At 41.7% G+C, this 12,549-nt stretch carries 13 protein-coding genes; 12 read left to right on the forward strand and 1 reads right to left on the reverse strand.

The features are described from left to right. Window positions 1–10 precede the first annotated feature (10 nt). From AC3WTL_RS03245 to AC3WTL_RS03285, 9 genes are all read left to right on the forward strand, one after another. Window positions 11–550, forward strand: coding sequence for a cob(I)yrinic acid a,c-diamide adenosyltransferase (locus AC3WTL_RS03245; RefSeq protein WP_197215984.1), 540 nt, complete (start codon window positions 11–13; stop codon window positions 548–550). Window positions 551–617: 67 nt separating this feature from the next. Beyond that, complete coding sequence (locus AC3WTL_RS03250) at window positions 618–1,454, forward strand: class I SAM-dependent methyltransferase (protein ID WP_252218335.1); 837 nt, start codon at window positions 618–620, stop codon at window positions 1,452–1,454. After that, window positions 1,451–2,491 carry a FecCD family ABC transporter permease gene (locus AC3WTL_RS03255; protein ID WP_252218334.1) on the forward strand — a complete coding sequence of 347 codons (1,041 nt, stop codon included), beginning with the start codon at window positions 1,451–1,453 and terminating at the stop codon, window positions 2,489–2,491. The genes AC3WTL_RS03250 and AC3WTL_RS03255 overlap by 4 nt, the downstream gene beginning before the upstream one ends. Window positions 2,492–2,493: 2 nt before the next feature. Next, entirely contained in the window at window positions 2,494–3,285 is a 792-nt protein-coding gene (locus AC3WTL_RS03260; RefSeq protein ID WP_252222411.1) for an ABC transporter ATP-binding protein, read from the forward strand. Further along, complete coding sequence (locus AC3WTL_RS03265; RefSeq protein WP_197249687.1) at window positions 3,282–4,268, forward strand: ABC transporter substrate-binding protein; 987 nt, start codon at window positions 3,282–3,284, stop codon at window positions 4,266–4,268. The genes AC3WTL_RS03260 and AC3WTL_RS03265 overlap by 4 nt, the downstream gene beginning before the upstream one ends. A gap of 272 nt (window positions 4,269–4,540) precedes the next feature. Next, window positions 4,541–5,737, forward strand: coding sequence for a CbiX/SirB N-terminal domain-containing protein (locus tag AC3WTL_RS03270; RefSeq protein ID WP_197249688.1), 1,197 nt, complete (start codon window positions 4,541–4,543; stop codon window positions 5,735–5,737). A gap of 146 nt (window positions 5,738–5,883) precedes the next feature. Beyond that, entirely contained in the window at window positions 5,884–6,378 is a 495-nt protein-coding gene (locus AC3WTL_RS03275; protein ID WP_197249689.1) for a CBO0543 family protein, read from the forward strand. A 509-nt stretch (window positions 6,379–6,887) separates the two neighbouring features. Further along, window positions 6,888–7,454: an MOSC domain-containing protein gene (locus AC3WTL_RS03280; protein ID WP_222500873.1), complete on the forward strand. Its 567-nt coding sequence runs from the start codon at window positions 6,888–6,890 to the stop codon at window positions 7,452–7,454. 27 nt (window positions 7,455–7,481) lie between these two features. Further along, window positions 7,482–8,162, forward strand: a complete 681-nt coding sequence (locus tag AC3WTL_RS03285) for a lysoplasmalogenase (protein WP_222500872.1) — start codon at window positions 7,482–7,484, stop codon at window positions 8,160–8,162. Between the two features lie 47 nt (window positions 8,163–8,209). Here the strand turns inward: AC3WTL_RS03285 and AC3WTL_RS03290 are convergent, their stop codons facing one another. Beyond that, window positions 8,210–8,785 carry a CBO0543 family protein gene (locus tag AC3WTL_RS03290; RefSeq protein ID WP_222500871.1) on the reverse strand — a complete coding sequence of 192 codons (576 nt, stop codon included), beginning with the start codon at window positions 8,783–8,785 and terminating at the stop codon, window positions 8,210–8,212. Window positions 8,786–8,948: 163 nt separating this feature from the next. Between AC3WTL_RS03290 and AC3WTL_RS03295 the strand changes: the two genes are divergently transcribed. The 3 genes from AC3WTL_RS03295 to AC3WTL_RS03305 all read left to right on the forward strand — a co-directional run bounded on the left by AC3WTL_RS03295 (window position 8,949) and on the right by AC3WTL_RS03305 (window position 12,541). Continuing rightward, the gene (locus AC3WTL_RS03295; RefSeq protein WP_222500870.1) at window positions 8,949–9,503 is read left to right on the forward strand and encodes a DUF3231 family protein; all 555 of its coding nucleotides are present in this window, start codon (window positions 8,949–8,951) and stop codon (window positions 9,501–9,503) included. A 371-nt stretch (window positions 9,504–9,874) separates the two neighbouring features. Continuing rightward, window positions 9,875–11,497, forward strand: coding sequence for a GGDEF domain-containing response regulator (locus AC3WTL_RS03300; protein WP_492369000.1), 1,623 nt, complete (start codon window positions 9,875–9,877; stop codon window positions 11,495–11,497). Next, window positions 11,498–12,541: a HEAT repeat domain-containing protein gene (locus AC3WTL_RS03305; RefSeq protein ID WP_252218327.1), complete on the forward strand. Its 1,044-nt coding sequence runs from the start codon at window positions 11,498–11,500 to the stop codon at window positions 12,539–12,541. The last annotated feature ends 8 nt before the right edge of the window (window positions 12,542–12,549 follow it).

The following is a 12,549-nucleotide window of genomic DNA, read 5'->3' on the forward strand; positions in this document are numbered from 1 at the left end:
GGAATGGTTTATGCCACAAAAAGGAATGCTGCTGGTTTATACAGGAGATGGAAAAGGAAAAACAACCGCCTCGCTTGGTGTCGCATTAAGGGCAATTGGCCGGGGCATGAAGGTGAAATATTTTCAATTTATTAAATCACCGGATCGTACATATGGTGAACAGCTGGCCCTCAGGAAACTGGGTGTTGAAACTGTGCAGCTGGGAATCGGATTTACATGGACGAAAACACCGGAGGAGCACCGTGAAGCACTTGCGACCGCCTGGCAGACAGTAAAAGAAGAATTAAAAAATGAAACAACAGATGTGTTAGTGCTGGACGAACTGAATAATGCCCTGGCTATTACACGTTTTCCCATTGCCGATGTGCTGCCATTATCTGAGGTGCTGGAGGCCATTCAAAACCGTCCTGAATCGATGCATTTGGTGATCACAGGGCGTTCTGCACATCCAGCCATTCTCGAATTGGCCGATTTAGTGTCTACCATCGATGCCACCAAACATTATTATGCCGAACAGGATGTTAAAGCCTTGAAGGGGCTGGAATTTTAAGCAGCTCATCCCGAGTATTTAGGACCCTGTATCTAGTTAGGTTTTTTGGAAATTGAGGAGAATATCAATGATAAAAGAATCCCATTTGCATTACGATTTTGAGAAGCTCTGGAAGGAAGGCATGCTGGATTGGCATGGCAGGATGCCGGAGCGAATGGTTGATGATGAGCTGGAGGAAGCCTTTTGGATGCAATCCATGAAGAAAAAAAGATACAAGCAAACAGATGAGTATGCCAAAAGGATCTACGAAAAAATGAAGCAGCATATCCCGGAAGACTCAAGCTGTATAGAATTCGGTCCGGGATGGGGGAACTATACCTTTCCGCTCAGCCAGGATGTCGGAAGTTTAACTCTGGTGGATGGTTCAAAGAGTGTGCTCGCATACTTAAAGCAGTACTTTGAAGAGGATGCCCCTATCCAGTTTGTCCACAGTAAATGGGAAGAAGCACAATTGGAGCCGCATGATATCGTGGTGGGGGTGAACTGCTTTTATCGAATGTATGAAATGAATGAAGCATTGAAGAAAATGAACAGGCTGGCAAAAAAGCGTGCCATAATCGGCTTAACGACTGGCCCTATTCAGCCGCATTACGTACTGTTGGATGAGCGGTTTGGCTATGACATTAAATACCCGCGCCGGGATTATATCATGATCGTCAACATGCTGTACCAGTTAGGCATTTATGCAGATTGTGAAATGATAAAGCTTGAGCGGGAGCATCGTTATGATACATGGCAGCAGTTAATTGATACCCAGAGCAAGAAAATCTTGTCTCCCCGGTTTGAGCAGGCACATGTGGAAGCTTCATTGAAACAATTTATTGTCAAAGAGGACGGCCAGTATGTGTACCGTTACCCATTCCATGCAGCTATCATCAGCTGGGAGCCTGTGAAGCATATATGACAAGGGGACGGTTTGCATTACTGTTGGCTGCACTGGGGGCGGGGCTGCTTGCTTCTATGACTTTTGCTGTGATGGTGGGATCTGTGGACATTACCCCGCGCCTTATTTGGGAAGTGCTGTTCTCCAAGCTGGGTATATTCATAGCAGCAGATGCTTCTAAGGCACAGGCGGTTATTATTTGGGATATACGATTCCCCCGTATTGTACTTGCGGCCATAGTAGGTGCCGCACTGGCCATTTGCGGGGCAGCCATTCAAGCATTAGTAAAGAATTCAATCGCAGATCCCTACATTCTGGGTGTGTCATCCGGTGCATCTGTTGGAGCTGCATCTGTTATCTTATTTGGTGCATTCAGCTTGCTGGGCGTCTATGCCATTTCCCTGGCCGCATTCTTAGGTGCCATTTTTGCGGTCATGATTGTGTTTTTTTTAGCACGCGTGAATGGACGAATATCGGTCATTCGTCTGCTTTTGGCAGGGATTGCGGTTTCGATGGTGTTATCCGCCATTACCAATTTTATGCTGATGATGTCCAAGCATCAGGGCGGCATTCAAGCGGTCATGCATTGGATGCTCGGCAGTCTGGCTGGCGCGAAATGGTCCAATCTAGGCATCCCATTTTTTTCACTGCTGCTCGTTTTTATGCTGCTGCTCATGAATTATCGGCAGCTTAATGCATTATTGCTTGGAGAGGAAACGGCCGCGACACTTGGCGTTAATCTGGACCGGTTTCGAATTTTTATCATTCTCTTTGTATCTCTTCTGACCGGTGTGGTCGTGGCTGTCAGCGGAAGCATTGGCTTCGTTGGGCTGATTGTTCCTCACATCGTGCGGATGCTGGTGGGGTCTAATTACAAACTGGTTCTGCCAATAAGCGCCCTGATCGGTGCCATTTTCTTAGTTTGGGCGGATATGGCCGCACGTATGGTGCTGGCGCCTGAAGAAATGCCAATCGGGATTATTACCGCCATTTGCGGAAGCCCATTCTTTATCTGGATGCTCAGGCGAAAGCGTTATTCTTTTGGGGACGGTGAATAGTGATGATCCTGGTCAAAAATATGTCCTTTTCAGTGCCGGACAAGCAAATCTTAAATAATATAACTTTTTCGGTGCAACAGGGAAAATTCATTGGCATCATTGGACCGAATGGCAGCGGAAAGTCGACAATGCTCAAAATCATTTATCGTCATTTAAAACAAACGAGCGGTTTCGTGACGTTAAATGAAAAAGATATTCTCGATATTCCGCAGAAAAAGCTTGCTCAGGAGTTAGCTGTTGTCAGTCAGGAAACTCCGGTACTCTTTGATTTTTCGGTAAAAGATTTAGTCATGATGGGGCGGATGCCTTACAAGAAATGGCTTTCCGCTGACAATCAGGAGGACTTTGCCATTGCAGAAGAAAGCATGGTGCTTGCAAATGTGATTCACCTGGAAAACCGCATGTTTAACCAATTATCCGGAGGCGAGAAGAAGCGGGTGATGCTCGCACGCGCCCTGGCACAGCAGGCAAACATATTAATTCTGGATGAACCGACCAATCATCTGGATATTGAACATCAATATCAATTAATGGATTTGGTAAAGGATCTGCCGATAACGATTGTGGCAGCGCTCCATGATTTAAACCTGGCAGCCGGGTATTGTGATGAACTCCTTGTCATGAATGATGGAGAACTATATATGTCGGGGACACCTGAGCAAGTTTTGACAGAAGAGACATTGAAGGAAGTCTTCCATATGGAGGCCGGTGTATCGAAAAATCCATTTACCAAAAAACTTCATTTATTTTTCTACACAAAAGATGAAATTGAATCGAGGGACCGCCGAACATGAAAAATCGCAGAATTTGGGCTTTTCTCTTCTTAGCGGCAGCATTATTATTAGCCGCATGCTCAGCAGAAGAAGCAAATACAGCACAGGTGAAAAGTGATCAAGCGGAGCAAACGGAGAAAGTGGTTATTGAAAATGAAGGCTTTGTGAATGAATACAAAGAAGCGCCAAAGCGTGCGATTTCATTGAATCAGCATGTAACCGAAATCATGCTGGCACTTGATTTAGAAGATTCCATGGCCGGTACTGCATTTTTGGATAACGAAATTTATGAGCCATTACAGGAGGCATACGGCAAAGTTCCAGTACTGGCAGAACAATATCCATCAAAAGAGCAAGTCATTTCAGAAGAAGCAGACTTTCTATACGGCGGCTGGGAAAGTGCCTTCAATGAGAAAAACATTGCAACACGTGAAGAACTAAAGGAATTAGGCATTAACAGCTACTTACAATCTTCATCTGTTAAAGTGGCACCCACCCTGGAAGATATCTATAGTGACATCCGCAATATCGCAAAAATTTTCCGGGTGGAAGAACGCGGTGAAAAACTAATTGATCAAATGAATCAAGAAATTGACGCCATTACTACCCAATTGCCGGAAGTAAAAGAGCCGCTGGATGTCCTGGTTTACGACAGCGGCGAAACCGATGTATTCACCGCCACACAAAACTTCATGAATACACTTGTCACAATGGCAGGCGGCCACAATGTCTTTGGTGATGTAAAAGGAAACTGGGCCACCGTCTCAAAAGAAGATGCAGTAGAACGCCAGCCTGATGTCATAGTAGTAATAGATTATGGATCAACAACTGCGGAACAAAAAATAGAGTTCCTTAAAAAAGACCCGGCGTTAAGCCAGACACCTGCTGTGAAAAACGAACACTTTGTCATCCTGCCGCTGTCAGCAGCATCTGAAGGAGTTCGTGTTGCGGAAGCGCTGGAGGTTTTGGCAAAAGGATTTTATCCGGAGGCTTTTAGGAATTAGGTGATTATGCGATTTTGTGGATTTTTGAACTAAATTTATCCGCTGAGTTGATTGGAGCGGAGGGCACTTGATCCTCGAAAATGCATTCGCATTTTCTTCGTGCGGTGAGGATTCAAGGGAGATTATTCAATGTCCTGCGGGAGGAGAGGGAGCGGGAGACCCCGCAGGCGAAGCCGAGGAGGCTCCCGTTCCTCCCCGCGGAAAGCAAGTGCCCGCAGCGGAAATCAACGGGCATTATTCATAAGCAAAATTTAATAGAGGGAGGTCACCCAATGACAACCTGGAACCTAACACAAATGCAGCGCCACCTGCTAATATGCAACGGCGCAACCTGCATGAGTGCAGGCGCAGAAGAAGTCACAACGCAAATACGTGATGAAATCCGGAAAAACCGATTAGACGAGCATATTCACACATCCCGTACACGCTGCAACGGCCGCTGCAAAGACAAATGCGTCGTCATTGATTACCCAAAAGGAACCTGGTATTCAGTCCAGCAAGAAGAAACAGCCCGAAGCATCGTTCATGAAGCAGTGAAAGAAGAGTCCATCATCTATTCAATGGAACACGGCGAACGCAAACGCAATGAAAGCCGCATTAAAGGAATTGATAAATACAAAAAAGGAAAAGGGCCAATGAAAAAAGCTGTCTTATTTGTCGGGCATGGCAGCAGGATGGAGGCAGGGAATAACGAAGTCCGCCGATTCATCGATCAAATGAGAAACGACATTGACCCAGCCCTTCTGGTAGAAACCTGCTTCTTAGAATTTGCATCCCCCAATATAGAAGATGGCATTCAGCTTTGTGCTGAAAAAGGGGCAGATGAAATCCATGTCATTCCCATCATCTTATTGCATGCCGGACACTCCAAACTGCACATACCGGCAGAAATTGAACATGCCAAAGAGCACTTCCCTGATATTCAGTTTACCTATGGCCAGACGATAGGAGTTCATGAGGAAGTTCTTGAAATATTAAAAACAAGACTTGCTGAAACCGGTTTTGATGTAAATCAAACACATGAAGATACAGCTATTTTATTAATCGGACGAGGCGGCAGTGATCCCTATGCCAATGCAGATTTTTATAAGATAAGCAGATTGCTGTGGGAAAAGTTAAATGTATCATCCGTTGAATGTGCCTTCATGGGGGTCACAATGCCAACCGTCAAAGATGGTATGGACCGCTGCATTAAACTGGGGGCCAAACGAATCATCATGCTGCCCTATTTCTTATTTACCGGCATTTTAATGGAAAGAATGAACAAAATGGCCGAACAGTTTAAAGAAAGCTATCCTCATATTTCCATTGATATTGCTGAATACTTCGGCTACCATCCAAAGCTGAGATCCGTCCTGCTGGAGCGAATGAACCAGGCTCTCGATGGCACTTCAACAGGAATGCAGGACCTGGAAAATTTCCGTAAGTATGCGGAAGAACATGGCTATGAACATCATCACCATCATTAAAATGAATAATTCCTATATGATTATTATTCCGGCTGCCAATTGGCAGCCTTTTTTTATAAGAAGTGTTTAGGTGCAATGCTTTAGGAATAAATACATTCAAAGTGGGTGAATTTAGTAATATCTGTAATAGGAAAGGCTGATCATATATGGAGAAAAAATTATTAAACCTGCTTCTCGGATTGTGCATTTTTTCTGTTCCATTTTTGTTTAAAGGGAAAAAAATGAGGGAGACTTTAGTTATTTTTTTCTCGAAAGGCGTTCTGGCTACTCTGATTGATGCCTATGTTGTTGGCACGAAAAGAGTAGAATATCCGGTCCGCCCTTTTTCAAGAATTTTTAAAACCAACCTGATTTATGATATTTTGTTTTTCCCGCTCTTAAGTGTGATTTGGGTTAAGATTTCTTACAATGACAATTTAAGAGTTATCTTTCTCAAAAGCTTGATATTCAGTGTCCCAATGAGCATCGCCCAATGGTATTTTGAGAAAAACACAAGACTGTTCAAGTGGAGGAAATGGTCCATTTTCCACACCTTTGGGAGTGTGAATTTCACTTTATTCACGATAAGAGGATTTGTTGGGTTTATTAAAAAATTGGATCGATTGAAGAATAATCGGAACTTATCTGAGTTTGAAGGTTGATGATGTTCTGCAAACCGCCTTACTATCTCCCTTAAAAAATGCTGCCATAACGGCAGTTTTTTTTGTGTAAATCTTACTCCATGCAAAGTCACAAAAAGGCAACAGGTATTATTGCACAACCGGCATTCCACATTTAATGTGAATGATCATTATTACTAAATTTACGCTCTGTCCATAAAAAACGTCCGTTAACACCTTAGCTAATATAATTACGATTAGGTAACATGCAAAAAGAAAAAATAATTCGTGCCTCCATATAACTTGAAAAGACCCCATTTTGACAATCTGATCGAATTCTTTTATCCCGTTTTCCTCCACGGCATATGAACGAGTTAGTTATGTCTTTTCTTATTTTTATATGTGCGATTTTATAAGGATATTAGGAAAGGATTAATTATTAACTTATCGTTTTCAAACAATGTTGAGGGAGTGAAGGACTAATTAATTCTTTATGGAATAAATAAGTAACAGGAGTCTAAAGAAAAGAAAAGGAAGGCTGTGTGGATTAAATGCAGGATGAAATAAAGAAATTTTCACTTGTGGGTACAGTCATAGCGGTAAGCTTAAGCAAAAAGCATACTTTCAGTAAAAAAAATCAAAATATCATAAAACTGGTAAAGGGGTTAGGGGTGGAAGGGGATGCCCATTTTGGTTCAAAAGTTAAACACCGATCAAGAGTGATACAAAACCCTGACCAGCCGAATCTAAGACAGGTTCATTTAATTCACAGTGAGTTATTTGAGGAGCTAGCAGTCCGGTTCCCTATTGAACCTGGACAAATGGGTGAGAATATTACAACAGCCGGAATTAATCTTCTTGAATTGCCCGTAAACTCAATCTTGTTTCTGGGTCATTCCGCTATGATCAAGATAACAGGACTGCGGAATCCCTGTGCTCAGATCGATCAATTTCAGCCTGGGCTTTTAAATGCAGTTATAGAGAAGGATGAAAATGGGAACCTCATTAGAAAGGCCGGCATAATGGGAATTGTTTTGGAGAGCGGGGAAGTGAAGCCGGGCGATGAAATCCGAGTTGAATTACCGCCAAAGCCTTTTAAAAAACTGGAACGGGTTTAATACGCGGCACAAGGAGGTTGAATAATTTTGAATAACCGGCTGGTTCCAATTTTAATTGGATTAATGGCTATACTGTATATTTTCATTGTTCCTTCTGAGCCACTGGCAATCAAAGTTACCTTTAAGCTGATTCCTATGGGACTCATTATTTTTTATGCATGGCAAAAACTCCCTGCCAGCCCTGGGCCGCCATTGCGTTTAATCGTTATCGGCCTGTTTTTCTGCATGCTTGGTGATGGATTCATTGCTGTTTCGTTTGTTGCCGGGCTTGGTGCTTTTCTTGTTGGGCATCTATTTTATTTGACTGGTTTTTTGAAGATGTCCCGGATGACAAAGTTCCGCATATCAGCCATCATCCCGATAGGCTTGTATTCTTTGATCATTGGCAGCCAGCTGGTTGCTTCCTTGTCCGGAGCAGGAAATGTTGCATTAGTGATTCCGGTTATGGCTTATATGCTGGTCATTTCCTTAATGGCGTTATCAGCCATCCTAACCGGGAACAGGCTGGCCATTGCGGGAAGCATTTTGTTTGTAATCTCTGATTCCATCCTTTCATGGAATATGTTTGTTTCAGACATTGTTTATTCAGATGTGCTTATCATGACCACTTACTACTCTGCTCAATTCCTGATTGCGAGAAGCCTTGCTTCATTCAGAGAAGCGGCAGGGCAAATCACAGCCATACCGGATGTTAAGCAGCGCCTATGATTACTAAACCAATAGTAAAAAAGACTTTCTGATAAAAAGGAAAGTTTTTATTTTTTTCCTGTTTCTTTTTCCAGACCTTGAAAACTCTCCATTCTCGTTATCCAGTACCCGCAGTAATAAAGAGTGAGAAAGATGACAAAATCATATAAAGTAGACCAGTTTTTTGGATCATAAAAGTCGATGGCATTAAAGAAATTCATCCCTCCAAAAGCTCCAATGGCAGAGAAGAGTATTCCTTTTAACAAGCTATTCATTTCAGGCTTTATTTGAAGGGCAAACATGATTCCGACTGGTGCTAATGAAAAGTGATATGGCAAAAATAAAAAAGGTGCCAGTGGAATAATGATCATAGGGTATGTCCATAATCCCAAAGATAATGCAGCTAAATCGATAATAAGAGACAATATGATGACTATAAACCCAGCTAGGAGAAGACGTCCGGTGCTGTCTTTTTTTCTATACTTAAACCAGATCAGCCAGGGAATGATAAACAATGCAAGTCCTGCCCACCATTGCCACGTATTGATAAATTCGTCCTTCACAATCTCCGCGAATACAGAGCTAATATTCGTATATTGTTCATATGCTTGTTCAGACCTGGACAGTCCTTTTTCAAATGCCATACCTATCACCCATTCATTCTAGTGTAGCTTCCAGTCGTCCATCCGTTTTTGGAAAGGTTTCCTAAGCTGTTCCTCCTGTGCTATTCAGGCTGAGAATCTGACGAAAACTATGCATTTTTCACCATTCTGTAGACAACCTATACAGTATAGGAGGTAAAAATAGATGCCTAATCCATTAGAAGCAATTTTTAATATGCTCAGAATTGCGTTTGATAATACCAATGAACCTAAATCACCTCTGCATGTCATTGAAGTTGGAGACATGTGGACGTATTTGGCATTGGTGGAGGAATTCATACGATACGAAGAAATTGGCTTAAACACGACTTCTGATGACGAAGTGAAAGAAATGCTTACCGATGTAGTAAAAATATGTGAGTCACAGGTCAAGAGATTAAGCACGTTTATGAGAAAAGAAGGAATTCCTTTACCTGACGTGACCTCAGCAAAACCCCATTCAGCTCCAAATGAGATTCCTTTAGGCGTTAAGCTGACAGATGATGAAATTACCAATGGGGTCGCATTTAAGCTAGTAACATGTTCCACTGCCTGTGCTAAAGGACAAGCAGACTCTGTCCGTAATGATGCAGGCAATATGTGGACTGAATTCTTTTTAGAATGGACAATGTTCGGAGCTACTTTAAAAACACTCATGAGGAAGCGCGGATGGCTGAAGGTGCCGCCGTATTACTACGCTCCAGGTGCTCCAAAAATGTAAAACCCAATTCATGCCGGAATTGGGTTTTTCTCTGGGCAGAGACCAAAAATCTGTCAAAGATTTACCATGCTATTCATAAGTATCTTAAGCGGAAAAAAAAGCCATTAAAAAATGTAACAGTTTATTTACAATCAATATCATTATCCTCTATAGTATATTGGATCCAATTTTTCTCAACAGGCTTTTAGACAAGTAATGCTATTTTTGCTGTTCATGAGGAAGAGAAGGACATATCCAGGTTTGAAAGCCTATTACTAATGCTTTAGACTAATGATATGGAAGATTTTTGTTATTTTAGGTTTAATAGTCTTATTTAAAAATAGAAAAAGTACTTTTGACCAATTGCTACTTTTTTAAACGAGGTGTACGTAATGGAGCTGAAAAAATATAAAGTTCTATTATTTGAGAAAATAAAAACGCAGATTACAGACTGGTTTGAAAATAATCTGTCTGAGAATATAAAAAAAGAAGAGGTATACAGGTTCCTGCATTCCATAAAGGGCACTGCTGGAACCCTGCAGCTCACCGGGCTCCATCAGCTGGCCGATAATCTGATCTTGGATATTGAAGATATGGATGAAAAAGAGGATTGGGATAAGGAGGCTTTGCGAAATTATCTTTTCGATTTAATTGAGATGAGCTATGAGTATGAGCATTTCGAAAGCTCTTTAAAGCAGCAGGCTCCGATAAGGGTGGAAAATGCCCCTCTTGTTCAGCTGATTGATGATGATATTTCCATGCTGATTCTTCTGAAAGATGCACTCGAAAGCAGGGGCTGGATGGTTATTGCCAGTACTGAGCTGGAGGTTGCAGCAGAGCAGTATTATGACCATCGCCCAGATTGTTTAATAGTAGATATTAATTTGGAAGGGGAAAGTGGTTTTAAGTTTTTGGAAAGTTTAAAGAAACATACTCGAAATAAGTATGTTCCAAAGATAATGATCAGTGTAAGCAATGATCGGGAAACCAGATTAAACTCCTATAAAATGGGTGCAGATGATTTCATCTCTAAGCCGATTGACATAGAGGAATTTCTATTAAAGATAGACAGGCACTTAGCAAATAAGAAATTATTTGATCAATCTGCAATGCTAGATGAATTAACCCGAGTATATAATAGAAGGTTTTTTGAAGACAGTTTAGCAGTATTTATGAATGAATTGTCCAGAAATCATCGGACCTTTTCACTGGCTATACTTGATCTTGATTTTTTCAAAAACATTAATGATACATATGGCCATCCGGCAGGTGATACAGTCCTTGCTGAATTTGCAAAGTACTTAAAAGAAAATGTCCGGCAAACAGATTATGTGTTCCGATATGGCGGCGAGGAATTTGTCGTTTTATTCTCTGGCGCTACAGATTCAGAGAGCAAAATAGCCCTTGAAAAGATTTTACAAGGGTTTTCGGAAAAGAGGTTTGAACAGTGCGGCAATTCATTTAGCGTTACTTTTTCTGCAGGAGTTTTTATGGTCGATCAGCCGGGGATAGAGAAAGAAACCATTGTAAGGGCTGCTGACCAGGCTTTATATGAAGCGAAACAAAAGGGAAAAGCAAGAGTGGAAATAGGTAAAGCCGATCCTATTGCAAAGCATAAAAAAAAGCTTTATGTCTCCGTTATTGACGATGACTCGATTATTAGAATGATGCTCACTAAGGTTCTCAGCAATATGGAGTTCGATCATGCAGACTTGGATATCCAGGCATTTGAAGACGGGCGAAAATTTCTGCATTCAAATCGTATAGAAGAAAAGGGGCCCCATTTTCTGGTTCTTGATGGGATAATGCCTGTAATGGATGGTCTTGAGGTTATGCAGGAAATGAAAAAGTCGAAGAGAGCTAAGGACATTCATGTTCTTATGCTGACAGGGCGAAAAAGTGAGCAGGATATAGCACGTGCACTGAAACTCGGAGCTGAAGATTACGTGACAAAGCCATTTAGTCTTACAGAACTGGAAGCTAGAATTCAGCGTTTAATTAAGAGGCTGATCTAAATGCTGAAGAATGAAATATTCTTCCTCGGTCTATTAGCTGCTGTCATTTCTGGATTACTGCTTCTCATTCTGTTGTACCTTGTCATAAGAAAATGGCTGGAAGATCGAGAGCGCAGAAAAATTAATGAATGCATTGAAACCCTTAGCCCGCTGATCTTCGAATTTATCTCAGAAGGAGAAATAAGCCGGCAACTTCATTTGGATAATGATATAAAAAAGAAGGCTGCAGAAGAGATTTTGTCTAAGTTCGCAGCCAATTTAACAGGAGAAGAGGAAACGGGAAAACTCAGGGAGTTTGCTGACAGGAATCTGAGAAATTACTTTCAGAGACAGTTGAAGAGCAGAAGGTGGAGTACTAGAATGAACGCACTCTACACTATCGAAGATCTGCATTTCATTGAGTTACAGCCTCAAGTTTTGGAATCAGCTATAAAAGAGAAAATATCACATGATGAAAGGGTACAATCCTTGAGAATACTTGCGGCATTTCAATTCGAAGGAATTCCTGATCTTCTTCTGTATAATAGTGAAAATCTATCGGACGGTGAATTAAGGAATATCATCCTCCGGCTGAATGAAAACTTGTTCAGTCGTTTAATTTCAGATTTCCATAGTGCTGCAAACCCATTGAAATACGCCATAATAGATTCTGCTGGAATAAGAAAAGAATTAAGATATTTACATTTCATTGAGTCAGTCTATGCCAGCTATGATGGGGAGACTCGTTTAAGAGCAGTAAAGGCACTTTCTTCACTAGGGATGGTTAAGGATATATCACCCTATCTGGACTTGCGTCATTCCGAGGATTGGAAGGAAAGGATGATGGCTGCGAAGCTCTTCGGTTCATTAAAGGAACCTGAACTCATGCCACATTTACTCGACCTTCTTCATGATCGTTCCTGGTGGGTGAGATCTCAGGCTGGGCAATCCATTATGATGTTCCCTCGCGGAAATGAAGAATTGCAGATTGTACTGGATACCTCGGATGATTCGTATGCAAGGGACATGGCCTGGGAATGGATGAACAAAGGAGAATTTGGTTGATTATGGCT

Source organism: Cytobacillus sp. EB106-05-05-XG126 (assembly GCF_058791715.1).